The sequence below is a fragment of the Micromonospora echinospora genome (assembly GCF_014203425.1).
In the GTDB taxonomy this organism is placed as follows: Bacteria; Actinomycetota; Actinomycetes; order Mycobacteriales; family Micromonosporaceae; genus Micromonospora; species Micromonospora echinospora_A.
On sequence record NZ_JACHJC010000001.1, the window covers coordinates 1,296,659 to 1,321,167 of the forward strand.

The window sequence follows — 24,509 nt, forward strand, 5'->3', positions numbered from 1 at the left end:
GACACCTCCGGGGGCGGACTGGTGCGAGGGGCGGTATGCACTGTGAGCGTAGAGGCGGGCCGGTACCCGCGCAGCCGCGAGTCCGCGGTGGAGCGGTCACGGAGGGCAACCCCTGACTCCATTCGCGTCATCCGTGTAATCCTGGATGCGTCCCGTGCGTCACGGTCGTCCGGCTCCGCCGGTCTCCGGCACGGGGCCAGGGGGACGGACTGGGAGGCACCGACGTGACCGACGGCTGGGACTGGCGCCGGCCCGGCGGATCGCCGGCACCGGGTGGACCGGCGCCGGGACGACCCGCGCAGGACGCCCCGGGTCAGGCGACGTCGCCGTGGTGGTCGGACGCGCTCGCCGACCCCTGGCGGGACCCGTACGCGCCGGCCGCAGTGGTGGTTCCGGCCGCGCCGGCGCCCGGGGCGGGTGAGCCGGAGCCGGTCACCGATCCGGACCTGCCGACCCGGCCAGGGCTGCGCCAGGTGGTGCTGATTTCGCTGGTCACGGCGTTGCTGGCCGGTTCCCTGGGCAGCGCCCTGACGTACGCCCTCCTGCGCGGCGGGGACGTGCCGACGCTCGGCGCGCAGTCCGGGCAGGCTCCGGCGCTGGCCCAGCGCAAGCCGGAGTCGCTCGCGGGCGTCGCCGAGCGGGTCCTGCCCAGCGTGGTCACCATCCGGGTGGTCAGTCTCGGCGGCACCAGCGAGGGTTCCGGCTTCGTGGTCAGCGCCGAGGGGCACATCGTCACCAACGACCACGTGGTCGCCGACGGCCCCGGCAAGGCGACAGTCGTGTTCAACGACGGCAGCACCGCCGCGGGCACCGTGGTCGGGCAGGACCCGGAGTCGGACATCGCAGTGATCAAAGTCTCCCGCACCGGGCTGGCCCCGGTGCAGTTCGGCGACTCCGACGCCCTGGCTGTCGGTGACCCGGTGCTCGCGGTCGGTTCGCCGCTGTCGCTCGCAAACACCGTCACCGCCGGCATCGTGAGCGCGCTGGACCGGACGATGCAGGCCGGCGAGCCGGGCGGGCCGATCCGCTACTACGCCGCGATCCAGACCGACGCGGCCGTCAACCACGGCAACTCCGGCGGCCCGCTCGTTGACGGGGCCGGCCGGGTGGTCGGGGTGAACTCGACGATCAAGTCACTCGTGGCGGACGGGCAGGAGGCCGGCAACATCGGCCTTGCCTTCGCCATCCCGATCAACCAGGCGAAGCGGATCACCGAGGACATCATCGGCACCGGCAAGGCCCGGCGTACGGTGATCGGCGCCCAGGTCGGCGGCACCGGCGCCACCGGCGGCGGGGTACGCCTCAACGCGGTCGAGCCGGCCGGCCCGGCGGCGGCCGCCGGGCTGCGTACCGGGGACGTGGTGCTGCGGCTGGACGGCCATCCGATGACCGACCCGACCGATCTGGTGGCCCTGGTGCGCAAGTACGCGCCCGGGTCGGTGGTGACAGTCGAGTACCGGCGTGGGTCGTCGCGGCAGAACGCGTCGGTGACGCTCGCCGCTGACGCGAAGTGAGCACCGGTCACCCCCTCCCGGACGGTCACCTGACGTGCGTAGTCTTGCCCTGACACGGACGAGGAGGCCGCGGTGTTCGAGAACCTGAACTGGTGGGAGATCGGCGTCCTGCTGCTTCTGGCGCTGTTGATCTTCGGGGATCGGCTGCCCAACGTCATCAACGACGGTCTCCGGATGGTCCGCAACCTGCGCAACATGGCGCGCAACGCCACCGGCGACCTGAGCCGCGAGCTGGGCACGGACATCCAGCTGGAGGATCTGCACCCCAAGGCGTTCATCCGCAAGCACCTGCTCAGCGAGGACGACGAGCAGGCGATCCGCAAGCCGCTGCAGAGCATGTACGACAACCTGCGCTCGGACGTCACCGGCGTGCACGACGAGCTGAAGGACGTCGCGAAGGCCGCCGACCTGCGTACCCCCAGCGTGGCCACCGGCACGCCCACGCCGACGCCGCCGGCCCCCCGCCCGTCCTACGACGACGCCACCTGACGGCCCTCTTGTCGCGCTGATCATGAAGTTGACGGCGCGACACGCCGCCCCGGCGACCGTCAACCTCATGATCGACCCCGGAAAAGGTCCCGCCCCCTCCCGGCGGGCGGGAAGGGGCGGCGGGGAGCGGTGGGTGGGTGGCCGGGTCAGCGGCCGGCGGGCTTGAGGCCCAGCGGCTTGCCGAGCAGGGACTCGCGGCGCACGGCCAGACGGTCGGCGACCTGGAACATGGCCTTCGCGGCCGGCGCGTCCGGCTGCGCCAGCACGATCGGCTGACCGGCGTCGCCGCCCTCGCGTACCCGGGTGTCCAGCGGGATCTGCCCCAGCACCGGCACCTGCGCGCCGATGGTCCGGGTCAGCGACTCGGCCACCGCCGCGCCGCCACCGGCCCCGAAGACCTCCATCCGGGAGCCGTCCGGCATCTCCAGCCAGGACATGTTCTCGATGACGCCGACCACCCGCTGGTGGGTCTGCAACGCGATCGCGCCGGCCCGCTCGGCCACCTCGGCGGCGGCCGCCTGCGGCGTGGTGACCACCAGGATCTCCGCGTTCGGCAGCAGCTGGGCCACCGAGATCGCGATGTCGCCGGTGCCCGGCGGCAGGTCGAGCAGGAGGACGTCCAGGTCGCCCCAGTAGACGTCGGCGAGGAACTGCTGGAGTGCCCGGTGCAGCATCGGCCCGCGCCAGACCACAGCGGCGTTGCCGGGGGTGAACATGCCGATCGAGATGACCTTCACGCCGTGCGACTGCGGCGGCATGATCATGTCCTCGACGCGGGTCGGTGCGCCGTCGGCGCCGAGCATCCGGGGCACCGAGTGGCCGTAGATGTCCGCGTCCACCACACCCACCGACAGGCCCCGGGACGCGAGCGCGGCGGCCAGGTTGACGGTGACGCTCGACTTGCCGACGCCGCCCTTGCCGCTGGCGACCGCGTAGACGCGGGTCCGCGAGCCGGGCTGGGCGAACGGGATCACCGGCTCGGCCGTGGCGCCACCGCCACGCAGCTTCGACTGCAGCTCCTGGCGCTGCTCCGGGCTCATCACCCCGAAGACGATCTCCACGCCGCTGACGCCGGGCACCGCGCCGACCGCGGCGGTGATGTCGCTGCGCAGCTTGTCCTTCAGCGGGCAGCCGGCCACGGTGAGCAGCAGCTCCACCCGGACCACGCCGTCGTCGTCCCGCTCGGCGGACTGGACCATGCCGAGTTCGGTGATCGGCCGGCGGATCTCCGGGTCGTTGACGGTGGCCAGGGCGGCCTGGATCGCGTCGGAGACGGTGCTGACGGGTGCTGACATGCCCGCAATGCTACGTCGCGGGTCATCGGCCACCGCCGCTGGCGGGGGCGGTGTGAGCGATTCGATGGCCGGTCAGCCCTCGTATCGACCGCCCCGCGCGAAGTCGCCGTCCAGCTCGTCCCGGGGCTCGTCCAGCCGTTCGCCGCCGGCCGCCCGGCGGGCTCCCCGCTCCTGCTGCCGCCGCTCCAGCTTGCGCCGCCGCTCGGCGGCCTCGTCCAGCTCCTCACCCAGCCGGGTCAGCTCGGAGCGGAGGAAGTCCCGGGTCGCCACGTCACCCATCGCGATCCGCAGCGCGGCTATCTCCCGCGCCAGGTACTCCGTGTCCGCCTTCTGCAGCGTGGCCCGCCGCCGGTCCTCGTCCATCGCGATCCGGTCCCGGTCCGCCTGCCGGTTCTGCGCGAGCAGGATCAGCGGCGCCGCGTACGACGCCTGCAACGACAGGATCAAGGTCAGGAACGTGAAGGTGTACGGGTCGAAGCGCAGGTTCGCCGGGGCCAGCGTGTTCCACAGGAACCAGGCGACCAGGATCAGCGTCATGTAGACGAGGAAGTTCGCCGTACCCATGCCCCGGGCGATGCCCTCGGCCCAGCGGCCGAACGTCTCCGCGTCGACCCGGCGCAGCCGCAGGTTCCGCGGGGCGCGCGGCTGGTCCAGCCGGTCGCCCCGTCGCTGATCACTCATCGTCGCCGTCCAGGGTGCCGTCGTCGGTGGCGGACGAGGGGAATGCCGGGTCCCGGTCCCGCCAGTCCCGCGGCAGGGAGTGGTCGAGCACGTCGTCCACTGTCACCGCGCCGACCAGGCGGTTGTTACGGTCCACCACCGGCATGCTCACCATGTCGTACGTCGCCATCCGGCGGGTGATCTCGGGCAGCGGCGTCGACGTCCGCAGCGGGTCGATGTCGTTGACCACGATGCCGCCGAGCAGATCGGCCGGAGGTTCCCGGAGCAACCGCTGGAAGTGCACCATACCCAGGTAGCGGCCGGTGGGCGTGGTCAGTGGGGCGCGGGTCACGAAGACCTGGGCGGCCACCGTGGGCGAGAGCTGCGGCTCCCGGATCCGGGCCAGCGCCTCTGCCACCGTGGCGTCCGGCGGCAGGATCACCGGCTCCGAGGTCATCACGCTGCCGGCGGTGCCGGAGGCGTAGCGCAGCAACTGGCGTACCGGGTCGGCCTCGTCCGGCTCCATCAGGTCGAGCAGCACGTCCTGCTCCGGCGGGGACAGCTCGTTGAGCAGGTCGGCGGCGTCGTCCGGTTCCATCTCCTCCAGCACGTCGGCGGCGCGCTGGCGGTCCAGCGCGGCAAGGATCTCCACCTGGTCGTGCTCGGGCAGCTCGCCGAGCACGTCGGCCAGGCGCTCGTCGTCGAGCGCGGCGGCCACCTCGTTGCGCCGGGCGTCGGGCAGGTCCTGGAGGGCGTTGGCGAGGTCGGCCGGGCGCAGGTCCTCCAGGATGGCGAGCAGGTTCGCCGTACCCCGGTTGTCGCCCACCGCGCCCAGGCCGTGCACCCGGTCCCAGTCCACCTGGTGGAGGTGGCCGCGCCGGGTGAGCCGGCCCGTGTGCTGGCGGACGGCGACCCGGCTCAGCGTCCACTCGCCGCCGCGGCTGCACTCCATGGCCACGTCCACCACGGACCCGGCCTGCCCGCCTTCGACCTGGACCCGGCGGTCGAGCAGTTCCTGGAGCACCAGCAGCTCGTTCGGGCGCTTCTCGAAGCGGCGCAGGTTGAGGGTGCCGCTGCCGAGCACCACGCCGTCCGGATCGATGGAGGTGATCCGGTTGATGGAGAGGAAGATGCGGCGCCGCATCGGCATCTCGGCGACCAGGCCGACCACCTCCGGCGGTCGCTGGGTCGCGCGCATCCGCGCCACCGCGTCCCGGACGCGGCCGACCTGGTCGCCGTTCGGGTCGAAAACGGCGACTCCGGCGAGTCGAGCGAGGTAGACCCGGTTCGGCGTGCTCACGGGCACCAGCCTAAGGGCCTACTCTCTAACAGCATGTCGACCTTGGGCTACGAGATCGTGGACGTCTTCACCGACCGCCCCTTCGCCGGCAACCCGCTGGCCGTGGTGTTCGGCGCGGAAGGGCTGGCCACCGAGCAGATGCAGGCGCTCGCGCTGGAGTTCAACCTGTCCGAGACGGTCTTCGTGCTCCCGCCCACACAGGTGGGCGCCACCTACCGGGCGCGGATCTTCACCCCGGCCGACGAACTGCCCTTCGCCGGGCACCCGAGCGTCGGCGCCGCGGTGACCGCGAGCCGGCGCGGCGTCTTCGAGGCGGGCCGGGTCACCCAGGAGTGCGGTGCCGGCGTCCTGCCGATCGAGGTGACCGCCACCGGCGCGACGCTCACCGGCGGCACGCCCACGCTCGGCCCGGAACTCGACCCGGAACCGCTGCTGGAGATGGTCGGCCTCACCGGCCCCGACCACGTCGGCCCGCCACCGCGCGTCGCCGGGTGCGGTCTGGAGTTCCCCTACCTTCCGGTACGCCCGGACGCGGTGGCCCGGGCACGGTTGAACACGGCGGCGGCGGAGCGGTACGGCGTGGAGCACGTCAGCCTTTTCTCCTGGGACGCCGATTCGCAAACCGCGCACGCCCGGGTCTTCGTGCCGGGGCTCGGCGTGCCCGAGGACCCGGCGACCGGCTCGGCCGCTCTCGGGCTGGGCGTGTGGCTGGTCGCCAGCGGGCTGCTGCCCGGCGAGGGGCGCGCGGAGTACACGGTCCGGCAGGGCATCGAGATGCACCGCCCCTCCACGCTGACCTGCACGGTGACCGCCTCCGGCGGGCTGGCGCTGGGCGCGACCGTCTCCGGCCAGGTGATGCCGGTGGCCCGAGGCGAGATCACCGTCCCCCCTTTCATCGGCTGACCCCGCCCTCCGCCCTCTGCCCTCGCCTCGCCCTCCGCCCGGAGGGCTCACCCCGGTGATCAAGGAGTTTGTGTCGGCGAACGGGCCGCTGGAGGACACAAACTCCTTGATCAACCGGCCGGAGGCGGAACCGGGTGGGCGGGTGAGGGTGAGGGCGGGAGGGATGGGCCGGGATGGGGGAGGATGGCGGGGTGAGTGACGAGGTGGACGAGCGGGTGACTCCTCCGCTGGTGGACGAGGCGGTGAAGAAGGCCGCTGTCTGCTGGGTGAGCAGTGGCGGCGGCCCGGCGTACGCGCTGTGGTGCCTCCCGCTGGACGGCACGCTGCTGGTGGTCACCGGCCCCGGTGAGCAGGCCGCCGCCGGGCTGGCCGACAGCGAGACGGCCGAGGTCACGCTGCGCGGCGACCACGGCGGACGGATCGTCACCTGGTCGGCGCGGGTGACCCGGCTGCGGCCCGGCACCGAGGAGTGGGACACCGCCGCGCCGCTGGTCGCGGCGAAGCGGCTCAACGCCTCAGGGACCGCCGTCGACCTGGTGGAGCGGTGGGCGGCGCAGGGGTGCGCGCTCAACCGGCTCACGCCCGCCGGCACCGCCGTGACCGGCGCCGACCTGCCGGACGGCTCGCTGAGTGAGCAGCCCCGGCCCGCCCCCGTGGTGCGGGCCGTCCGCAAGCCGTTCCGCCTGCACCGCGTCCGTCGCCGCTGACCGCGAACCGACCGACGCGCCGGGTCAGGCGACGGCGACCGGGTCGAGCAGGTCGAGCACGTCCGTCAGCGAGGTCAGCGACGGCCCGTCGAAGCCGTGGTCGGCGTTGAGGACCACGTGGCCGGCGAGGTCCGGCGCGGCCAGCCGGACCGCGCTCAGCCCGGCCCGTTCCGCGCCGGTCAGTTCCTGGCTGTCGCCGTCCCCGACGTAGAGGCAGTCGGCCGGGGCTTGGCCGAGCCGGTAGCAGGCGGCGAGGTACAGCTCCGGGTCCGGTTTGCAGCGTCCGAGGCGTACCGAGAAGATCTGGGCGTCGAGCAGCGGCGCGACCGCGAGCTGTGGCAGGAACGCCGGCAGTTCGTGCGTGCAGTCGCTGACCAGCCCGGTGCCGACGCCCCGGTGGCGCAGCGCGGCCAGCACCGAAACCGCCTCCGCGCGTAGCCGGGTGTCGGCCCGTACGGCCCGGTGGCGGGTGGCGACGGCGGCGCGCACCGCCGCGTCGGACGGGTGGACGCCGAGCCGGGCGCACACCCAGCGCATGGTGGACTCGGCGTTCCCGAAGGAACCGCTGGCCCGTTCGTAGAAGCTGCCGTGCAGCACCTCCACCAGCGCCTCGGTGGAGCAGCCGAGCAGTTCGGCGGTGGCGCGGTGGGCGGCGCCGCGCCGGACGCCGTGCGTCAGGGTGCCGAAGAAGTCGAACAGCACCGCCTGGAATCTGGGCATGAGGGAACGCCTCCGGACGTCGAGGGGGAGATCGCCGGGACGCACGATCGTAACGGAGTGCTGACTTTCCGTGTCTGTCGGGTGTCCGTGGGACGATTACCGTTCGTGCCGACCGTTCCGCACCGCCCGCCGCTCGACGTGTTGACGGTGGGCGCGCTCGCCCTCGCTGTCGCCTCGGTGTCGTCCTCGGCGCCGCTCGTGGCGTTCGCCGCCGCCTCGGCGCTCGCTGTCGCGTTCTGGCGTACCGCGTTGTCGGCGGTGGTCCTGGGGCCGGTGGCGCTGACCCGTCGACGGGCCGAACTGCGCGCCCTGACGGTCGGGCCGGGCCGGCGCGAGGGCCTCTACTGCGTACTCTCCGGGGTGGCGCTGGCCGCACACTTCGCCACCTGGATGCCGAGCGCGCAGCTCACCTCGGTCGCGGCCGCGACCGCGCTCGGCGCGACGCAGCCGGTGTGGCAGGGCCTGATCGCCCGCTGGCAGGGACGGCGGCTGCCGTCGGCGATGTGGGCCGGCATCGCGGTGGCCGTGCTCGGCGCGGCGCTCGCCACCGGCGCGGACTTCGGCGTCTCCGGCCGCGCGTTCGCCGGTGACCTGCTCGCGGTGGTCGGCGGCCTGTTCGCGGCCGTCTACACCGCCTTCGGCGAGCGGGCCCGGGCCAGCATCAGCACCACCACCTACACCACCGTCTGCTACGGCGTGTGCGCGCTGGTCCTGCTGGTGGTGTGTCTGCTCGGCGGGGTACGCCTGCACGGCTTCGACGGCCCGACCTGGCTGGCGATCCTCGGCCTGGTGGCCGGCGCCCAACTGCTCGGCCACTCGATGTTCAACTACGCCCTGCACCGGGTCTCCGCGACCACCGTGAGCGTGCTGATCCTCCTGGAGGCGCCCGGCGCGGCCCTGATCGGCTGGGTGTGGCTGGATCAGCTGCCCCGGCCCCTGGCCCTGCCGGGCCTGGCGTTGCTGCTGGCCGGCGTGGCGGTGGTGGTGCTCGGCGGGGCGCGGGCCGGTCGCCGCGTCACGCCGGTCGCCGCGCCCGCCGACCCGACCCCGCTCGGCGACGCGACGCGGGCGCGGCGGCCCGGCGACGCGCCCGACTGAGCCAGTCGGGGCGAAGTCGCGCCGTTCCGGCCACCGGGCGGTCCGGTTTGCACGAAAGTGCTCAGGGTGGGGACGGAGCGGGACGACGCGGCGCAGGCGGGCACCGTCGTCACGCCCTCGGCCGAGTTTCCGCCGCTCGGCGACGAGGAACGGGCGGCGCTCGGCCGGATCGGCGAGCGGTGGCGCGGCCCGCGCCGCGCCGACGACCTGCCGGTCGACCCGACGCTCGGGCGGCACGACCACCAGCCGGCGCCGACCCGGTTCGGCCGGCTGGCGCCGATCGACATGTTCACCGTGGCGCAGCCGGGCGAACTGGTCGCCACCGGCGCGGCGGACCTGCCCGGCAACCGGGCCGGCCGGTCGGTCGCCCGGGTCCGCCGGACCCTGTTCGGTCCGCCGTTGTCCAGCGCGTCAGTGTTGTACGAGCGGATGCGCAAGCTGGTCGCGCTGCCGGTGCTCTCCTCGGACCTGCTCAGCTCCGTGGCGTACGGGCCGGAGGCGATGCTCGCGGTGCTGGTGCTGGCCGGGAGCGCCGCGCTCGGGCTGGCCCTGCCGCTCGCCGCCGTGCTGGTGGTGCTGATGGTCGCGGTCGGCCTGTCGTACCGGCAGACCATCCCGGCATACCCGCACGGCGCCGGCTCGTACATCGTCGCGGGGGACAACCTCGGGCGTACGCCGGGACTCGCCGCCGCGGCCGGGCTGATGCTCGACTACGTGCTGACCGTGTCGGTGTCGATCGCGGCCGGGGTGCACGCGGTCACCTCGGCGCTGCCCGGGCTCGACCGGTGGACGGTGCCGCTCGGCGTGCTGGTGATCGCCGTGCTGCTGGCCGGGAACCTGCGCGGCGTACGCACCGCCGGGAACATCTTCGTGCTGCCCACGTACGCGTTCGTGGTGGTGCTGCTCGCGGTGCTGGCGGTCGGGTACGCGAAGGCCGCCTCGCGGGGTTTCGCGCCGCTGCCGCCGCCCTCGGCGCCGGCCGCCGAGGGCTTGGGCCTGCTGCTGGTGCTGCGGGCGTTCTCCTCCGGGGCGGTATCGATGACCGGCATCGAGGCGGTCTCCAACGCGGTGCCGGCGTTCCGTCCGACCGAGTGGCGCAACGCCCGCACCACGCTGGGCTGGATGGTGGCCATGCTGGTCACGCTCTTCGCCGGCCTGGTCGGGCTGATCCACCTCGACGGCCTGGCGCCCCGGGCGGACGAGACGCTGCTGTCCCAGCTCGGCCGGGTGACGTTCCCCAGCGGACCCGGGTACGCGATCCTCCAGGCCACCACCGCGCTGATCCTGCTGCTCGCGGCGAACACGGCGTTCAACGACTTTCCCCGGCTGCTGTTCTTCATGGCCCGGGACGGGCACGCGCCGCGCCGGTTCCTGCACATGGGCGACCGGCTGGCGTTCAGCAACGGGCTGGTGGCGCTGGCGCTGACGGCCGTGCTGGTGTTCGTCGCGTTCGGCGGGCACACCGAGCGGCTGATCCCGCTCTACGCGGTGGGCGTCTTCCTCGCCTTCACGCTGTCCCAGACCGGGATGGTGGTGCACTGGCGACGCCGCCGGGGACCGGGCTGGCGCCGCCGGCTCGCGCTGAACGCGGTCGGCGCGACGCTGTCCGGTCTGGTGCTGCTGACCGCGGCGGTCGCCAAGTTCGCCGAGGGCGCCTGGGTTGTGGTGCTCGCGGTGCCGCTGCTGGTGCTGCTGTTCCGCCGGATCCACAGGCACTACGACCGGCTGCACGGTGCGCTGGCGCTGCACTCGCCGCCGCCCGCGCCGCCCGCCGAGTGCGACGAACTGCCCCAGCAGGTACGCCACCTGGTGGTGGTGCCGGTGGCCCGGCTGAACCGGGCGTCGCTGCGCGCGCTGGCGTACGCGACGTCACTCGGGCGGCCGACGCTCGCCGTGCACATCGCTCCGGCGCAGGACGAGGCGGACCGGTTCCGGGACCAGTGGCGGACCTGGGGCGACCACCTGCGGCTGGAGACGATCGTGTCGCCGTACCGGTCGGTGATCGGGCCGCTCGCGCACTACCTGGAGGCGCTGCACACCGCGAGCCCGGATCTGACGCTCACCGTGATCGTGCCGGAGGTGGTGCTGCGCCGGCGGCGGTACCGGTTGCTGCACAGCCGCGCCGAGCAGCGGCTGCGGACCGCGTTGCGGGCGCTGCCCGGCGTGGTGGTCACGAGCGTCCCGGTGCACGTGGCGTGACCTCAGAGGTATCCGGCGAAGTGGTTGGCGACCAGCGCGGCGACCGCCTCGGCGTCCCGGCCGAGGTCCACCTCGATCACGCGTACCCCGAGCGCCCGGGCGCCGGCGACCGCGTCGGCGGCGACCAGCTCGTCGCGCGCGATCCGATGACGCCACGCCCGCTCCGGGTCGCTCACCCCGGGATGGCGGGCCGTCGCCCGCGGCAGCCGTTCCAGCTGGTACGCGCGGAACTCCGGCGTCGGCACCAGCACCACCATCTGCCGGGTCGACTCGACGACCGGTGCGACCAGTTCGGGGCGCAGCCCCCAGCCCTCGGCGACCACCCGACGGCCGCTCACCAGCGCGCTCAGGTCGTCCAGCACCCACTCGAAGCGGCGCGGAAACCCGGCGAGGGTCTCGGCTGCCATCCGCTCGGGGTCCGTCGTCACCCAGGTCGCCTCCGCGTCCGGACCGTCCGGCGGCTCACCTCGGCGGATCCGGTCGGCGATCCGCCGGTCGTCGTGCCCTCGCGCGTCGTGGCGGTCGTAGAGGTACGTGGTCAGCCCGTACCGCAGCGCCAACGTGACAGCGAGTGTCGTCTTGCCGGCCCACTGCGCGCCGCCGATCCAGAGCGCCCGGCGGGCGGTGGCCAGGGGATCGAAGTCCATGCCCAGACCATGCGTCTCACCAGCCCCAAGATCAAGTCTTGTTCTCGGCGCCCTCGCGTGATGAAGTGAGGGAAGAGGCGCAGCTCAGACGTCGCGTACCTCCAGCACCCGGGTGGCGGGCGCGGCGTCGCCCAGCTCGGCGCGCAGCGCGGCGCGGTCCGGGTCGGCCAGGAACGCGTCCAGGCCGGCGCGGGCCGCGAACCGGATCACGTGCACCTCGGTCTCCCCGTCGCCGGTACGCAGCCGCCGTTCCAACTCGCCGCCGTGCCGGCCGAGCAGCGCCAGCACCGCGTCCTCGTAGCGCCGCCCGGCGTCCGCGTCGGCGCTCAGGTCGACCAACGCGACCAGCAGGACCTCGTTCCCCGTCGTCATGGCGTCGAGTGTCCCAGCGGACCGGCGGTCGCGGTGGCCCTCAGACGTCGATGCCGACCGCCTTCGCGCTGGCCGTCCAGAGCCGGGCGGCGAGCGACGGGTCGGCCGCCTTGGGCCGGGGCCGGTGCGGCTTGCGGTCGGCGTAGTAGCCGCCGTCGATCAGCCGGGACGGATCCTGGCAGGCGAGCCAGACCAGCGTCTCCGCGCCCTTCTCCGGGCTGCGGAACGGCAGCAGCCGCATGCCGAGCGCCACGATCCGGCTCTCGTTGCCGAAGCGGGTACGCACCACGCCCGGGTGGAACGCGTGCGCCGGCACCTCCGGCCAGCGCCGGGCCGCCTCGGCGGTGAACAGGATGTTCGCCTGCTTGCTGGTGCCGTACGCCCGGAACGGCCGGTAGGAGCGCAGCGCGGAGTTGAGGTCGTCCGGGTCGAGCACGCCGCTGCGGTGCGCGTCCGAGCCGGTGACCACCATCCGCCCGATCCGGTCGGCCAGCAGGTTGCTGAGCAGGAACGGGGCGAGGTGGTTCGCCTGCATGCTCAGCTCGAAACCGTCGACCGTGGCGATCGGTTCCAGCACGATCGCGCCCGCGTTGTTGGCGAGCACGTCGATCCGGTCGTACCGCTCGCGCAGCCGTTCGGCGAGCCCGCGTACGTCGTCGAGCACCGCGAAGTCGGCGCGGAACAGCTCGGGCTGCTCGCCGCAGCACTCGCGGACGCGCTCGCCCGCGGCGCGCAGCCGGGCCGGGTCGCGGCCGACGAGCACCACCTGGTCGCCGCGGCGCGCCAGCTCCTCGGCGGCGGCCAGGCCGATGCCGGAGCTTGCCCCGGTCAGCACCACGATCCGACGCTCAGTGAGATCTTCCACAGGTCCATTCACCCCGGTCACGGCACGAGGTTACCGTGGCGTCACCACGCCCTTTGGGATCGTTAAGTTCTCGAAATCCACCGCTGCGTCGGCGCCTGCGCCGGACGCTGGAAGGAGCGCATCCATGACCGCTGTCGGTCGCCCCCGCCGATCCTGCCTGGCGGTACCCGGCTCCAGCGTCAAAATGCTCGGCAAGGCCCAGGGCCTCCCCGCCGACCAGGTCTTCCTGGACCTGGAGGACGCGGTCGCGCCGCTGGCCAAGCCGGACGCGCGCAAGAACATCGTGGCCGCGCTGAACGAGGGCGACTGGACCGGCAAGACCCGCGTGGTCCGGGTGAACGACCTGACCACGCCGTGGACGTACCGGGACGTCATCGAGGTGGTCGAGGGCGCCGGGGCGAACCTGGACTGCATCATGCTGCCGAAGGTGCAGAACGCCGAGCAGGTGCACTGGCTGGACCTGCTGCTCACCCAGATCGAGAAGACGCTCGGCCTGGAGGTGGGCCGGATCGGCATCGAGGCGCAGATCGAGAACGCGGCCGGGCTGGTGAACGTGGACGCCATCGCGGGCGCCTCGCCCCGGGTCGAGACGATCATCTTCGGCCCGGCCGACTTCATGGCCTCGATCAACATGAAGTCGCTGGTGGTCGGCGCGCTGATCCCGGACTACCCGGGCGACCCCTACCACTACATCCTGATGCGCATCCTGATGGCCGCCCGGATGCACGACAAGCAGGCCATCGACGGCCCGTTCCTGCAGATCCGGGACGTGGACGCGTTCCGCGAGGTGGCGAAGCGCTCGGCGGCGCTGGGCTTCGACGGCAAGTGGGTGCTGCACCCCGGCCAGATCGACGCGGCGAACGAGGTCTACTCGCCGGCGCAGGCCGACTACGACCACGCCGAGCTGATCCTCGACGCGTACGACTACTACACCTCGGAGGCGGGCGGGAAGCTCGGCGCGGTGATGCTCGGCGACGAGATGATCGACGAGGCGTCCCGCAAGATGGCGCTCGTGATCGCCGCCAAGGGCCGCGCCGCCGGCATGTCCCGTACGTCCTCGTTCACGCCGCCCGCGTCCTGACCGCACACCGGGCCGCCCCCTCGCCGGGGGCGGCCCGGTGGCGTCAGTAGCTGCTGCTGGTGCTGGAAGCGCCGATCGCGATCACGATCATCACGATGTAGAAGATGATGACGGCGACCAGCAGAGCGGTCAGGATCCAGCCCACGATGATGGCCGCCTTGGCCATGCCCTCGCCCTGCTCACCGGTTTCCCGGATCTGCTTGCTGGCGACGTGGCCCATGATCGCGCCGATCGGCGCGGTGATGCACGAGGCGAAGCCGACGAGCGACAGGACCAGCGCCACGATTGCCATCGTGTTCGTGCGGGCCGGCGGCATCGCGTAGCCGGGATAGGCCCCCGGCGGGGGGTAGGCGCCCGGGGCCGGGTAGCCGGGCATCGGCGCGGCGTACGGGTCGCCGCCGGGCGGGGCGTAGGGGGACTTCGCGCCCGCGTACGGGTCGGCGACCGGCGCATAGGGATCGGCGACCGGCGCGTACGGGTCGGCCGGGCCGGGCTGATTCGGGATCGCGGGCATTATCGGGTCGGCCGGCGGCGCCGAGTGCGGCCCGGCCGCCGAGGGGTCCTGCCAACCACCGGGCGGTGGGGGATAGCTCATCTGATCATCTCCAGGTACGTGGTCGGCTCAGGGTAGCCACCGGGCGCGCGACACGGAGCACCCTCTTTCCGGGCGCGCGTTGCCCGGCGGGTCCGCACCGGGCAGGATCCTCGGCATGGCACTTGACGCGCGTGGGGGTCGGTCGCGACGGGACATGAGCCGGCCGGGGTCGGTGCGGCGCCCGCGTGGCGGCGAGCCGGTCGGCGCCGCCGACTCCGAACGGCCGGCGCCGCTGCCGGAACCGGCCACCATGCGGCTGGACGGCCGCGTCGCGCTCGTCACCGGCGCGGGCAGCCCTGACGGCATCGGGTACGCGACCGCGCACCGGCTGTCCGACCTGGGCGCCCGGGTGGCGATCGTCTCCACCACCCGGCGCATCCACGACCGCGCCGGCGAGCTGGGCGTCACCGGCTTCGTCGCCGACCTCACCGACGAGTCGGAGGTGGGCGCGCTCGCCGACGCGGTGGCCGAGCAGCTCGGCGACGTCGAGGTGCTGGTGAACAACGCGGGCCTGGCCAGCCGGGCCAGCCCGGAGGTGCTGCGCCCGGTCGCCCAGTTGACGTACGACGAGTGGCGCGGCGAGATCGACCGCAACCTGACCACGGCGTTCCTGTGCAGCCGGGCGTTCATCGGCGGCATGGCCGAGCGGGGCTGGGGACGGATCGTCAACCTGGCCGCCACCGCCGGGCCGGTGAACGCGCTGCCCACCGAGGCCGGTTACGCGGCGGCCAAGGCCGGTGTGGTCGGGCTGACCCGGGCGCTGGCGATGGAGATGATCGCCGACGGGGTCACGGTGAACGCGGTGGCGCCGGGCATCATCCACACCGCGGCGTCCACGATGGCCGAGATCAAGCAGGGGCTGGGCACGCCGGTCGGGCGTCCCGGCACGCCGGACGAGGTGGCCGCCGCGATCGCGTTCCTCTGCTCGCCCGCCGCCTCGTACATCACCGGGCAGATGCTCGTGGTCGACGGTGGCAACAGCGTCCGGGAGGCGCAGTTCCGCTGAGCGTCAGTAGGTGCCGCTGTCGGAGTTGGCCCAGATCGCCAGCCCGATCCAGCCGCAGCAGGCCACCAGGCCGACAGCGGTGAAGATGTAGCTGAGGATCAGTCCCCAGGTGGCGAGCTGTTCGCCGTCCTCGCCGGTCTGCCGGATCTGCCGCTTCGCCAGGTGGCCGCAGACGATGCCGGCGGGCGCGAAGACGAACGCGAAGACCAGCGACAGGATGGCGAGCACGTTCGTGCCGCCGGGGCGCGGCCCCTGCCCGGGCGGGCCGTACTGGCCGTAGGGCGGCTGCGGGGCGTACGGGGGCTGCTGGCCCCACTGCAGGTGCTGCTGGCCGTACTGCGGCTGCCCGTACGGCTGGCCGTGCGGCGGCGGCTCGTACGGTGAGGGTGGCTGCTCGTCGGTCACGCGCGCCCCTTTTCCCCAGGTGAACGGGCCCTCTCTCTTGCGGACGCTACCCGCAGCGGTGAACCTTTTCACAGCGGTTGTAGGGACTGGTCACCTTGGCTGTGCCGGTCCCGGGGCCGATACTGACCGAGCGTTCAGTTACCCCTGAGTAATGCGCCGACGACCCCGGAGGCTGAGATGGCCCGACTCGCCCAGACGCCCGGACTGACCGACGTGCAGCGGGCGATCCTGGAAACTGTCCGGGAGTTCGCCGACAAAGAGATCATCCCGCACGCGCAGCGGCTGGAGCACGCTGACGAGTACCCGAGCGACATCCTCGACGGCATGCGTGAGATGGGGCTGTTCGGCCTCACCATCGACGAGGAGTACGGCGGGCTGGGCGAGTCCCTGCTGACGTACGCGCTCGTGGTCGAGGAGCTGTCCCGGGGCTGGATGTCGATCTCCGGCATCGTCAACACGCACTTCATCGTGGCGTACCTGATCTCGCAGCACGGCTCGGCCGACCAGAAGGCCCGGCTGCTGCCCCGGATGGCCACCGGCGAGGTGCGCGGCGCGTTCTCGATGTCGGAGCCCGAGTGCGGCTCGGACGTCTCGGCGATCAAGTCGAAGGCCGTCCGCGACGGCGACAACTACGTCCTCAACGGCCAGAAGATGTGGCTGACCAACGGCGCGTACTCGTCGGTGGTGGCCACCCTGGTCAAGACCGACACCGGGGCCGACTCGGTCTACGGCAACATGAGCACCTTCCTGCTGGAGAAGGAGCCCGGCTTCGGCGAGACCGCCCCCGGCCTCACCATCCCCGGCAAGATCGACAAGATGGGCTACAAGGGCGTCGAGACCACCGAGATGGTGCTCGACGGCGTCACGGTGCCCGCCTCCGCCGTGCTCGGCGGCGAGGAGAAGGTCGGCCGCGGCTTCTACCAGATGATGGACGGCATCGAGGTCGGCCGGGTCAACGTCGCGGCCCGCGCCTGCGGCATCTCGATCCGGGCGTTCGAGCTGGCGGTCGCGTACGCCCAGCAGCGCCACACCTTCGGCCAGCCGCTCGCCAAGCACCAGGCCGTCGCGTTCAAGCTCGCCGAGATGGGTACGAAGATCGAGGCCGCGCACGCGCTCATGGTCAACGCCGCCCGGCTCAAGGACGCCGGCCAGCGCAACGACGTCGAGGCGGGCATGGCGAAGCTGCTGGCCTCCGAGTACTGCGCCGAGGTGGTCCAGGAGGCGTTCCGGATCCACGGCGGCTACGGCTACTCCAAGGAGTACGAGATCGAGCGTCTGATGCGCGAGGCGCCGTTCCTGCTGATCGGCGAGGGCACCTCGGAGATCCAGAAGACGATCATCTCGCGCGGTCTGCTCAAGCAGTACAAGCAGTAGACCGGGACGGTCAGGCGCGCCGGGTCAGTCCGGCGGCGGCCCGCTCGACGATCAGGCACCTGTCCTCGACGTAGTCGAGGCCCGCCTCCTCGGCGATCCGGCGCGCCTCGTCCGAGAAGATCCCGAGCTGCAACCACACCGCCGGGGCGCCGATCGCCACCGCCTGCCGCACCACGTCCACCGCGTCCCGTGCCGGGCGGAACACGTCGACCAGGTCGACCGGGTGCGGGATGTCGGCCAGCGTCGGGTACGCCTTCTCGCCGAACAGCTCGTCCACTGTCGGGTTGACCGGGATGATCCGCCAGCCGTGCCGCTGCATCTCCAGCGGTACGCGGTGCGCGGCCTTGCCCGGATCGCGGGAGGCACCCACGACGGCGATCACGGCGGAGTCGGCGAGGACCTGCTGAGCGGAGCGCATCGGCCGACTCTAGCGCCGCCGCTCAGCCCTCGCCGGCCAGCGCGCGAACCAGCCGGGCGTACTCCGCCCGGGTGCCGATCGCGGCCCGGTGTTCGGAATGGGTCAGGTAGTGCCGGATCGCGCCGGCGACCAGCGCGGGAGCGACGTCCACCTCGCGGACCGCCATGGTCGTGCCGTCCCGGCCCACGCCGCGACCGGCGCGGATCAGATCCGGTCGGGCGACCGGCAGTGAGATCGTCCGGTTGCCCGGCCGCCAGCCGACCTGCCCTTGCGGGTCGAGGGCGGCCCAGGGGACGAACCACCGCCGTTCATGACGGCCATGGGTGATCCCCTCCGGGGTCAGCTCGACCACCGGCACGCGGAACCAGCCGAGGGCGGTGAAGACGATCGCAAACGGGAGGAAGAACGCGGCGAGTCCCCAGTCCCAGCTGCCCTCCACCGCCCCGTCCCCGCTGACGATCGCGCGGTACAGCACGAAGCCCGTCAGGACCGTCAGGAAGCCGACCGTCGCCCGTGGCGGGGCGAAGAACGCCCGCTCGTGCTCGTCCATCCGCAGGTTGGCCCTGCTGGGCCGGCGGCGGAGTTCCCGCACGGCCGCCACCAGGAGGACGGCGAGCGGCACCAGGCTGACCAGCACCAGGGGCCCACCGGCCTCCTCCGCGCGCATGTCGACCACGGCGGCCAACCACCCGACGACGACCGCGACAGCCACCCCGATTCGCTGCCGGCGCAGCGCCGCGCCGAGGGTCTCCCGCATGGCGGGCACGTTAGTCGATACGCGTTACAGGAGCGAAAGTTGCTCGCTCGTCGGCGGGGCCGGGGAAGGGGCCGGCCGACGATTGTCCCCCGCCTCGCCCCGGTGCAGCCCGTGGCGGCGGGCGGCCATCCGCACCCGCGCGGTGACCTCCCGCTGGTAGGCCTGCGGCGTGTACGCCCCGGCCTGGTAGAGCTTCCGGTAGCGGGGCACCAACTGCGGGAACTCGCGGGCCAGCCAGCGGGCGTACCACTCCCGGGCGCCGGGACGCAGGTGCAACGGCAGCGCGGTGACGCTGACCGCGCCGGAGGCGGCGATGGCGGCGACGGTGGCGTCGATCGACTCGTCGTCGTCACTCAAGCCGGGCAGGATCGGCGCCATGAGCACCCCCACCTCGAACCCGGCGTCGGTGAACTGACGGACCGCGTCGAGGCGGCGGCGCGGACTCGGTGTGCCCGGCTCGGCTGCCCGCCAGAGCGCCTCGTCGACGAACCCCACCGAGTACGACACCCCGACCCGGGTCACCTCGGCCGCCTGGCGCAGCAGCGGCAGGTCACGCAGCAGCAGGGTGCCCTTGGTCAGGATCGAGAACGGGTTTGCGAAGTCGCGCAGCGCCTCGATGATCGGCGGCATCAGGCGGTAGCGCCCCTCGGCCCGCTGGTAACAGTCCACGTTGGTGCCCATGGCGACGTGCGCGCCGCGCCAGCGCGGGGCGGCCAGCTCCCGGCGTACCAGCTCGCCCGCGTTGACCTTGACGATCACCTTGCTGTCGAAGTCGGCGCCGGCGTCCAGGTCGAGGTAGGTGTGCGTGTTGCGGGCGAAGCAGTTGTGGCTGACCACACCGTTGGCGATGAAGTCACCGGTGCCGGTGGTGATGTCCCACAGCGGAAGCTCCAGGCCGAGATCCTCGACGGCTGTCACCTGGAGACGCGCCGCGCACTTGAGCGCCATGCCCTCGATCGAGCGCCGGGCGGTGACGGCCGGGTCGGTGAGATGGAAGAAGCGCAGCCGCTCGGGCAGCCCGCCGGTCAGCCGGAGCTGACGTGCCGCGCCCGGCACGCCCGGCACGTCCAGCGCCCACCGGAAGCCGAAACGCTCCAGCGCGCCCGACGTGCGGGCCTGGCTCGCGTCGTCCGCGACGCTGATCCGGAACACGCCCCGGTGGCAGGTGCCGGCGGCGTCGAACATGCCGGCCAGGTAGCCCAGCGACCAGTCGTCGGTCGTCTCGTCCGGAGGACGCAGCAGGCCGGTGACGACCTCGGCGGGGCCGGATGTTCGTACCACTGTGGTCGTCGGCCGGCGGCCCACCCGGGCGACCGTGGCCCGCTCGACGGTGACCCCCGCGTCGGCCAGATAGCGTTCGGCCCGCTCAAGCGCCTCCGCCTCGGCGGTGGCCAGCCGGAACCGGGCGCCGGCCCGGTCGTCGTCGCGGACGAGGGCGTGCAGGTAACCCTGGCGGTAGTCGGCCGAGCGCTTCGGCGCCACCGTGAAACGGCCGGTGCCCAGCAGGCGGTTGCGGGTGGTCAGGTGGGGACGGCGTCCGCCGCCCCGCATGCTCCCGGTGACGTGTTTCCAGCCGCGTTCGGTCAGGAACCGGTGGTCGCCGCTGGCGACGAGCGTGGTGCCGTCGGCCAGGGTGACCCGGTAGGCGCGCTTCACGGTGGACCACTTGTCGAGCACCGTGGTGACGACGTAGTGGCGGTAGGCGCCGCGCCGCCGGGTGCCGTAGATGCGGTCGCCGGGCTCCAGCTCGCTGATCGCCCTGGTGCGCCCGTCGGCCATCAGGATCGGCGTGTCCCCGCCCAGGCAGTAGACGCAGGCGTGCGAACAGCCCCGGTAGGGGTTGATCGTCCATTCGAACGGCACACGCGACTGACCGGGCACCCGGTTGATGATCGACTTGGCGTGGACCTCGTAGAAGGTCATGCCGGCGAAGCCCGGGGTGTCGAAGGTGCGGGCGATGGCGCCGGGCAGCGCCAGCGGCAGGGGTGGAGCCGCCGGCGCCGCCCGATCGGGAGTCCCCTCGTCCGGGGGAGCGGAGAGGTTGTCCCAGCGCATGGACCTCATTCGAACACGTGTACTAACAAAGCGCAAGTGACGCTGCGGACACCGCGCGCCGCCGCGTCCGGGGGCGGTGCAGGATGGAGACATGGAGACGTCGACCTTCGTCTACGACGGCGACTGCGCCTTCTGCACCCGGTGCGCGCAGTTCATCGAACGTCGCATCCCGACCGGCGCCCGGGTGGTGCCGTGGCAGTTCGCCGACCTGGCGGCGCTGGGCCTGACGGAGGCCGAGTGCGAGGAGGCGGTCCAGTGGGTGGGCGCCGACGGCTCCCGTGCCGCCGGGCCGGACGCCATCGCCCGGCTGCTCGGCGACAGCGGGCCGCTCTGGCGGTTCGCCGGGACCGGGCTGCGCCTTTCCCCGGTACGCGCGGCGGCCTGGCCCGCGTACCGCTGGGTGGCCCGCAACCGGCACCGGCTGCCGGGTGGCACGGCCGCGTGCGCGCTGCCGCAGGAGGCCCGGGAACGGCTGTACGGCCAGACCGGCCGCCCCGGCCCGAACGCCTGACCGGCCCGGACGGCGGCGGTCAGGCGCCGGCCGTCGGGGACGGGTCGGGGGCCGCCGCCGCGGAGACCGGCGCCGCCGCGGGGGACGCCGGTACGGAGGACGTCGGCACGGCGGGCGGCGGACGGCCGAGCAGGCGCCGGACGAACACCACCGGGCGGACCTTCTCCAGCGCCAGGAAGCTGGCCATCGCCACCAGGTGCGGCGCGAACGAGATGGTGATCGTCGCGATGGTCACCAGGTGGAACGAGTAGAAGAAGCCGACGGTCATCGTCCGCCACCGTGACGGCACCACGAACACCAGCGGGCTGAGCAGCTCGAACGCCAGGATGCCGAACTGCGCCACGATCAGCAGGTGCGGCACCTGCGCGATCAGGTCGGCGAGGTCGGTGCCGCGCCGGATGATCGCGCGGGCCAGCACCGAACCGTTCGCCCAGTCCAGGCCGCCGAAGCGGAACTTGGCCCAGGCGGCGAGGAAGTACGTGCAGATGACCGAGATCTGGGTGACCCGCAACGCCCAGCCGCCCGCCTCGGTGCGGGTCGGGTCGCCGTGCCGGGCGCGGCCGGCGGTGGGCAGCACGGCAAGCGCCACGAGGAACGCGAACCGGTCGTGGTCGACCTTGCCGTAGCTCATCGCCACGATCATCCACTCGAAGTACAGCGCGAAGACCGTCCAGCCGAGCAGCCGGTGCGCCCGGCCGGTGGCGGCGAGCAGCGCGGTGACCAGCAGCGCCCAGAAGACCACGCCGACCAGGGCGGGGGTGGGGGTGGGCAGCGGGAGCAGCCGGCCGACGAGCAGCGGCTGGTAGAGGTCGCCGGGTACGTCCACCCGGGTGCGTACCCAGGGGGTGAAGACCACCAGATCGGCGGCGACGAAGAGATAGACGAGGGTGCGGAACGCCGCGATCCGGCCGCGCGGGACCGCCTCGGTCAGCCAGGCGGTCATCCGACGGTCTCCCAGCGGACGGCGGTCTCGTCGGTCCATTTGCCGGTCGGGCGGCCGCCCTTGATGTCGAACCAGCGGACCACGATGCGCACCTCCACCAGCTCCGGCGCGCCGGGGTGGCGTTCGGCGTACGCGTCGGCGACGGTGCGCAGCAGGCTCGGGTCGGCGGCGTACCGGTCCTGCTGGCCCTCGATCTCGGCGCGGCGGATGCCGGTGGCGTCCTGGCCGAGCGGGACCACCGCTCCGGTGCGGTCCACGCCCTCGACCCGGGTGTCCGGGGCGGGCGCGTTCGGCGGGTCGGAGGTGGAGTACATCCGGAACGGCCCGAACGGGAAGTCGTCGTCGGTGCCGCGCACGGTGCCCAGGAGCAGCAGCGCCAGGCCGAGCAGGGTGGCCCCCACTCGGACCGCGCGCCCGCGGGCGGTCAAGGTCTCCATCGCGTGGTGACGATACGGGAGTTAAGCGGCCGAAAGTGTCCCTCACTCGGCCATTCCTCACTGTCCGTCCCGCCGGTGCGGCGGGCGCGAAAACGCCGCCGGTCGGGCCCGGGGGGACCGGCCGGCGGCGTGGGGAACGTCAGTGGTTGTGCTCGGCCAGCTTCTTGCGGACGTCGTCCATGTCCAGCGCCTGGACCTGCTCGATCAGGTTCTCCAGCGCCGACTCCGGCAGCGCGCCCGGCTGGGCGAACACGATCACGCCGTCGCGGATCGCCATGATCGTCGGGATTGAGCTGATGTTGAACTTCGCCGCCAGCTCCTGCTGCGCCTCGGTGTCGACCTTGCCGAAGGCGATGTCCGGGTGCTTCTCCGAGGACCGCTCGTAGACCGGGGCGAAGCGCTTGCACGGGCCGCACCAGTCCGCCCAGAAGTCCAGCAGGACGATCCCGTCGCGCCCGGTCACCTCGTCAAAGTTGGCCGTGGTCAGCTCAACCGTTGCCATTGCTCTCTCCGATCACCGCGGATTGTCGTACGTCCGGTGGAACCAGGGTCAGTCCGTCCGAATTCCCGGGACCGTGGGGACGAAACGCTCAGCGCACGGACGGTGACCCTGGGCGCATCGAACTCTATCTGTGCCCTCCGCTCGTGCGGAACGCAAATGCATGCCGCACTTGCGTGACGGGACGTGATGGGAGCGTTTCCAAGGAGATCACGCTCAGTTCTTGCTACGGATCAGTAACTTCGGCCTTGACGAGCATCGATCCTGCCTGGGGAGATCGCTTACCGACGGGGTGTCGGTGACTCTTAGTAGTGTTACGAAAAGATAAATGTGACCTCCATCTCTGTTGGTGCGGTGCGTCGTACGGCAGAATTCTTCGCATCAGAGCGTGGGCGGCGGGTGCCGGGGAGGGCCCCGCCGCTCATTGCGTCCGGACCCGGTCGCGCCGGTGTGACATTTCCGCCGCGCGAACGCCCCGGCCCTCGCCTTAACAAGCGATAAGGCATGCTGTGCCGAACTCCATCGCCGCCTGTCGAAGGGGACAAGGATGCAGTTCGGCCGCTACTACGAGGAGTTCGAGGTCGGCGCGGTCTACCGGCACTGGCCGGGCAAGACGGTCACCGAGTACGACGACCACCTCTTCTGCCTGCTCACCATGAACCACCACCCGCTGCACATGGACGCGCACTACGCCGAGTCCGCCTCGCAGTTCAAGCGCAACGTGGTGGTCGGCAACTACATCTACTCGCTGCTGCTGGGCATGTCCGTGCCGGACGTCAGCGGCAAGGCGATCGCCAACCTGGAGATCGAGTCGCTGCGGCACGTCGCGCCGACGTTCCACGGCGACACCATCTACGGCGAGACGACGGTGCTGGACAAGCGGGAGTCGGCCTCTAAGCCCGACCGGGGCGTGGTCGCGGTCGAGACCCGCGGCTACAACCAGGACGGCACGCTGGTCTGCGTGTTCCGCCGCAAGGTCATGGTCCCGAAGAAGGAGTACGCGGCCGCCGCCGTCCCGGACGGCGTCGACCCGGAGCGGCCCAGCTTCCCCGAGCCGCGCTGACCCGCGTCCGTCCGGCTCGCCGGGCCTCGTTCTCCGTTCGGCGGGGACGGGGCCCGGACCTCGTCCGGAGGCATATGCTCGGGCTGGAGGTGCCCATGAGCCACTCCGCAGCCGGAGAGCCGCCTTCCGCCGGTCGCCGCGCCGCCCCGCTCACCACCGCCGCCTACTCCGCGGCGGAGTGGGACCTGCTGACCGACCTGCCCGGCCGTGTCCTCGTCGCCGCCGCCTCACCCGGGCCCGGGCGTCCGCCCCGGGGCGTCGCCGCCGGCCTCGCCGGGCTGGACGCGGTGGCCGCCGGCCGGGCCTTCGACAGCGATCTCGTCCGTGTCGTGGTGGCCGCCATCTACGCCCGCCACGACGGTGCCACCGAGCGGGACGAGCGCCTGACCGACCTGGTCGACCTGCTGGCCGCCGCCCGGGCCGCGGTGCGGGTGCTGCGCCGCCGGGCCGACCCGGCCGACTCGGCGGCGTACCGGCAGTGGGTGGAGTCGGTGGCCGCCCGCGTGTGCCGCGCCGGGCAGACCACGCCGAGCCCTGCCGACCGGCGTTTCCTCGACCGTCTGGGCGGCGCGCTCGACCTGCGCTGACGCGCGGCG

At 72.8% G+C, this 24,509-nt stretch carries 27 protein-coding genes; 12 read left to right on the forward strand and 15 right to left on the reverse strand.

Features of this window, described 5'->3' with window-relative positions; translation table 11 throughout:
* The first annotated feature begins 209 nt into the window (after positions 1-209).
* Positions 210-1,514 (forward strand): S1C family serine protease, encoded by a 1,305-nt coding sequence (locus tag FHU28_RS06260; protein WP_184689293.1) that lies wholly within the window; start codon positions 210-212, stop codon positions 1,512-1,514.
* Between the two features lie 72 nt (positions 1,515-1,586).
* Positions 1,587-2,003: a twin-arginine translocase TatA/TatE family subunit gene (locus tag FHU28_RS06265; protein ID WP_073825630.1), complete on the forward strand. Its 417-nt coding sequence runs from the start codon at positions 1,587-1,589 to the stop codon at positions 2,001-2,003.
* A 146-nt stretch (positions 2,004-2,149) separates the two neighbouring features.
* Here FHU28_RS06265 and FHU28_RS06270 read toward each other — a convergent pair whose 3' ends face one another.
* The 3 genes from FHU28_RS06270 to FHU28_RS06280 form a co-directional block, all read right to left on the reverse strand.
* Positions 2,150-3,298 carry an Mrp/NBP35 family ATP-binding protein gene (locus FHU28_RS06270; RefSeq protein ID WP_073825626.1) on the reverse strand — a complete coding sequence of 383 codons (1,149 nt, stop codon included), beginning with the start codon at positions 3,296-3,298 and terminating at the stop codon, positions 2,150-2,152.
* 72 nt (positions 3,299-3,370) lie between these two features.
* On the reverse strand, positions 3,371-3,979 hold the full coding sequence (locus FHU28_RS06275; RefSeq protein ID WP_184681747.1) for a DUF1003 domain-containing protein: 609 nt from the start codon (positions 3,977-3,979) through the stop codon (positions 3,371-3,373).
* Entirely contained in the window at positions 3,972-5,258 is a 1,287-nt protein-coding gene (locus tag FHU28_RS06280; RefSeq protein ID WP_184681749.1) for a magnesium transporter MgtE N-terminal domain-containing protein, read from the reverse strand. The genes FHU28_RS06275 and FHU28_RS06280 overlap by 8 nt, the downstream gene beginning before the upstream one ends.
* A gap of 33 nt (positions 5,259-5,291) precedes the next feature.
* Here FHU28_RS06280 and FHU28_RS06285 point away from each other — a divergent pair, with 33 nt between their 5' ends.
* Positions 5,292-6,161: a PhzF family phenazine biosynthesis protein gene (locus FHU28_RS06285; protein ID WP_184681751.1), complete on the forward strand. Its 870-nt coding sequence runs from the start codon at positions 5,292-5,294 to the stop codon at positions 6,159-6,161.
* Positions 6,162-6,334: 173 nt separating this feature from the next.
* Positions 6,335-6,868 carry a hypothetical protein gene (locus FHU28_RS06290; protein ID WP_184681753.1) on the forward strand — a complete coding sequence of 178 codons (534 nt, stop codon included), beginning with the start codon at positions 6,335-6,337 and terminating at the stop codon, positions 6,866-6,868.
* A gap of 24 nt (positions 6,869-6,892) precedes the next feature.
* Here the strand turns inward: FHU28_RS06290 and FHU28_RS06295 are convergent, their stop codons facing one another.
* Positions 6,893-7,588 (reverse strand): HAD family hydrolase, encoded by a 696-nt coding sequence (locus tag FHU28_RS06295; RefSeq protein ID WP_184681755.1) that lies wholly within the window; start codon positions 7,586-7,588, stop codon positions 6,893-6,895.
* A gap of 105 nt (positions 7,589-7,693) precedes the next feature.
* Here FHU28_RS06295 and FHU28_RS06300 point away from each other — a divergent pair, with 105 nt between their 5' ends.
* Entirely contained in the window at positions 7,694-8,686 is a 993-nt protein-coding gene (locus FHU28_RS06300) for a DMT family transporter (RefSeq protein ID WP_184681757.1), read from the forward strand.
* A 66-nt stretch (positions 8,687-8,752) separates the two neighbouring features.
* On the forward strand, positions 8,753-10,885 hold the full coding sequence (locus tag FHU28_RS06305; RefSeq protein WP_311773531.1) for an APC family permease: 2,133 nt from the start codon (positions 8,753-8,755) through the stop codon (positions 10,883-10,885).
* 2 nt (positions 10,886-10,887) lie between these two features.
* On the opposite strand, the gene FHU28_RS32445 is transcribed toward FHU28_RS06305, so the two are convergent.
* The 3 genes from FHU28_RS32445 to FHU28_RS06320 form a co-directional block, all read right to left on the reverse strand.
* On the reverse strand, positions 10,888-11,532 hold the full coding sequence (locus FHU28_RS32445) for a hypothetical protein (protein WP_184681761.1): 645 nt from the start codon (positions 11,530-11,532) through the stop codon (positions 10,888-10,890).
* 84 nt (positions 11,533-11,616) lie between these two features.
* Positions 11,617-11,904 (reverse strand): hypothetical protein, encoded by a 288-nt coding sequence (locus FHU28_RS06315; RefSeq protein ID WP_184681763.1) that lies wholly within the window; start codon positions 11,902-11,904, stop codon positions 11,617-11,619.
* Between the two features lie 40 nt (positions 11,905-11,944).
* Positions 11,945-12,769, reverse strand: a complete 825-nt coding sequence (locus tag FHU28_RS06320; RefSeq protein ID WP_184681765.1) for an SDR family NAD(P)-dependent oxidoreductase — start codon at positions 12,767-12,769, stop codon at positions 11,945-11,947.
* Between the two features lie 124 nt (positions 12,770-12,893).
* On the opposite strand from FHU28_RS06320, the gene FHU28_RS06325 reads away from it, so the two are divergent.
* Positions 12,894-13,850 carry an HpcH/HpaI aldolase/citrate lyase family protein gene (locus FHU28_RS06325; protein WP_116503786.1) on the forward strand — a complete coding sequence of 319 codons (957 nt, stop codon included), beginning with the start codon at positions 12,894-12,896 and terminating at the stop codon, positions 13,848-13,850.
* 43 nt (positions 13,851-13,893) lie between these two features.
* On the opposite strand, the gene FHU28_RS06330 is transcribed toward FHU28_RS06325, so the two are convergent.
* A complete protein-coding gene (locus tag FHU28_RS06330; protein WP_184681767.1) occupies positions 13,894-14,445 on the reverse strand; it encodes a DUF4190 domain-containing protein in 552 nt (183 codons plus the stop codon).
* 115 nt (positions 14,446-14,560) lie between these two features.
* On the opposite strand from FHU28_RS06330, the gene FHU28_RS06335 reads away from it, so the two are divergent.
* Entirely contained in the window at positions 14,561-15,451 is an 891-nt protein-coding gene (locus tag FHU28_RS06335) for an SDR family NAD(P)-dependent oxidoreductase (RefSeq protein ID WP_184681769.1), read from the forward strand.
* Between the two features lie 3 nt (positions 15,452-15,454).
* On the opposite strand, the gene FHU28_RS06340 is transcribed toward FHU28_RS06335, so the two are convergent.
* Positions 15,455-15,856: a DUF4190 domain-containing protein gene (locus FHU28_RS06340; RefSeq protein WP_184681771.1), complete on the reverse strand. Its 402-nt coding sequence runs from the start codon at positions 15,854-15,856 to the stop codon at positions 15,455-15,457.
* A gap of 177 nt (positions 15,857-16,033) precedes the next feature.
* Here FHU28_RS06340 and FHU28_RS06345 point away from each other — a divergent pair, with 177 nt between their 5' ends.
* Positions 16,034-17,230, forward strand: a complete 1,197-nt coding sequence (locus FHU28_RS06345; RefSeq protein ID WP_184681773.1) for an acyl-CoA dehydrogenase family protein — start codon at positions 16,034-16,036, stop codon at positions 17,228-17,230.
* 10 nt (positions 17,231-17,240) lie between these two features.
* Here FHU28_RS06345 and FHU28_RS06350 read toward each other — a convergent pair whose 3' ends face one another.
* Genes FHU28_RS06350 through FHU28_RS06360 form a run of 3 tightly spaced genes read right to left on the reverse strand, consistent with a single transcriptional unit; the run spans position 17,241 to position 20,553 of the window.
* The gene (locus tag FHU28_RS06350; protein ID WP_116503791.1) at positions 17,241-17,648 is read right to left on the reverse strand and encodes a CoA-binding protein; all 408 of its coding nucleotides are present in this window, start codon (positions 17,646-17,648) and stop codon (positions 17,241-17,243) included.
* A gap of 22 nt (positions 17,649-17,670) precedes the next feature.
* The gene (locus tag FHU28_RS06355; protein ID WP_184681775.1) at positions 17,671-18,405 is read right to left on the reverse strand and encodes a hypothetical protein; all 735 of its coding nucleotides are present in this window, start codon (positions 18,403-18,405) and stop codon (positions 17,671-17,673) included.
* Between the two features lie 24 nt (positions 18,406-18,429).
* A complete protein-coding gene (locus tag FHU28_RS06360) occupies positions 18,430-20,553 on the reverse strand; it encodes an intein-containing Rv2578c family radical SAM protein (protein ID WP_311773532.1) in 2,124 nt (707 codons plus the stop codon).
* Here FHU28_RS06360 and FHU28_RS06365 point away from each other — a divergent pair.
* Positions 20,552-20,971, forward strand: a complete 420-nt coding sequence (locus FHU28_RS06365) for a thiol-disulfide oxidoreductase DCC family protein (RefSeq protein ID WP_184681779.1) — start codon at positions 20,552-20,554, stop codon at positions 20,969-20,971. The genes FHU28_RS06360 and FHU28_RS06365 overlap by 2 nt on opposite strands.
* A gap of 19 nt (positions 20,972-20,990) precedes the next feature.
* On the opposite strand, the gene FHU28_RS06370 is transcribed toward FHU28_RS06365, so the two are convergent.
* The 3 genes from FHU28_RS06370 to trxA all read right to left on the reverse strand — a co-directional run bounded on the left by FHU28_RS06370 (position 20,991) and on the right by trxA (position 22,853).
* Positions 20,991-21,914, reverse strand: coding sequence for an HTTM domain-containing protein (locus FHU28_RS06370; RefSeq protein WP_184681789.1), 924 nt, complete (start codon positions 21,912-21,914; stop codon positions 20,991-20,993).
* Entirely contained in the window at positions 21,911-22,351 is a 441-nt protein-coding gene (locus FHU28_RS06375; RefSeq protein ID WP_184681792.1) for a hypothetical protein, read from the reverse strand. Before FHU28_RS06375 ends, FHU28_RS06370 begins: the two co-directional genes overlap by 4 nt.
* A gap of 139 nt (positions 22,352-22,490) precedes the next feature.
* A complete protein-coding gene (trxA, locus tag FHU28_RS06380) occupies positions 22,491-22,853 on the reverse strand; it encodes a thioredoxin (RefSeq protein ID WP_013283893.1) in 363 nt (120 codons plus the stop codon).
* A gap of 526 nt (positions 22,854-23,379) precedes the next feature.
* Here trxA and FHU28_RS06385 point away from each other — a divergent pair.
* Complete coding sequence (locus tag FHU28_RS06385; protein WP_338013367.1) at positions 23,380-23,913, forward strand: MaoC family dehydratase; 534 nt, start codon at positions 23,380-23,382, stop codon at positions 23,911-23,913.
* Positions 23,914-24,008: 95 nt separating this feature from the next.
* Complete coding sequence (locus tag FHU28_RS06390; RefSeq protein WP_184681795.1) at positions 24,009-24,500, forward strand: hypothetical protein; 492 nt, start codon at positions 24,009-24,011, stop codon at positions 24,498-24,500.
* The last annotated feature ends 9 nt before the right edge of the window (positions 24,501-24,509 follow it).

Coding starts and splice junctions, on each gene's coding strand:
- FHU28_RS06345 (WP_184681773.1), top strand. CDS start 16,034: ATGGCCCGACTCGCCCAGACGCCCGGACTGACCGACGTGCAGCGGGCG.
- FHU28_RS06315 (WP_184681763.1), bottom strand. CDS start 11,904: ATGACGACGGGGAACGAGGTCCTGCTGGTCGCGTTGGTCGACCTGAGC.
- FHU28_RS06330 (WP_184681767.1), bottom strand. CDS start 14,445: ATGAGCTATCCCCCACCGCCCGGTGGTTGGCAGGACCCCTCGGCGGCC.
- FHU28_RS06285 (WP_184681751.1), top strand. CDS start 5,292: ATGTCGACCTTGGGCTACGAGATCGTGGACGTCTTCACCGACCGCCCC.
- FHU28_RS06270 (WP_073825626.1), bottom strand. CDS start 3,298: ATGTCAGCACCCGTCAGCACCGTCTCCGACGCGATCCAGGCCGCCCTG.
- FHU28_RS06390 (WP_184681795.1), top strand. CDS start 24,009: ATGAGCCACTCCGCAGCCGGAGAGCCGCCTTCCGCCGGTCGCCGCGCC.
- FHU28_RS06350 (WP_116503791.1), bottom strand. CDS start 17,648: ATGCGCTCCGCTCAGCAGGTCCTCGCCGACTCCGCCGTGATCGCCGTC.
- FHU28_RS06360 (WP_311773532.1), bottom strand. CDS start 20,553: ATGTCTCCATCCTGCACCGCCCCCGGACGCGGCGGCGCGCGGTGTCCG.
- FHU28_RS32445 (WP_184681761.1), bottom strand. CDS start 11,532: ATGGACTTCGATCCCCTGGCCACCGCCCGCCGGGCGCTCTGGATCGGC.
- FHU28_RS06365 (WP_184681779.1), top strand. CDS start 20,552: ATGGAGACGTCGACCTTCGTCTACGACGGCGACTGCGCCTTCTGCACC.
- FHU28_RS06375 (WP_184681792.1), bottom strand. CDS start 22,351: ATGGAGACCTTGACCGCCCGCGGGCGCGCGGTCCGAGTGGGGGCCACC.
- trxA (WP_013283893.1), bottom strand. CDS start 22,853: ATGGCAACGGTTGAGCTGACCACGGCCAACTTTGACGAGGTGACCGGG.
- FHU28_RS06275 (WP_184681747.1), bottom strand. CDS start 3,979: ATGAGTGATCAGCGACGGGGCGACCGGCTGGACCAGCCGCGCGCCCCG.
- FHU28_RS06290 (WP_184681753.1), top strand. CDS start 6,335: ATGGGGGAGGATGGCGGGGTGAGTGACGAGGTGGACGAGCGGGTGACT.
- FHU28_RS06355 (WP_184681775.1), bottom strand. CDS start 18,405: ATGCGGGAGACCCTCGGCGCGGCGCTGCGCCGGCAGCGAATCGGGGTG.
- FHU28_RS06335 (WP_184681769.1), top strand. CDS start 14,561: ATGGCACTTGACGCGCGTGGGGGTCGGTCGCGACGGGACATGAGCCGG.
- FHU28_RS06295 (WP_184681755.1), bottom strand. CDS start 7,588: ATGCCCAGATTCCAGGCGGTGCTGTTCGACTTCTTCGGCACCCTGACG.
- FHU28_RS06325 (WP_116503786.1), top strand. CDS start 12,894: ATGACCGCTGTCGGTCGCCCCCGCCGATCCTGCCTGGCGGTACCCGGC.
- FHU28_RS06370 (WP_184681789.1), bottom strand. CDS start 21,914: ATGACCGCCTGGCTGACCGAGGCGGTCCCGCGCGGCCGGATCGCGGCG.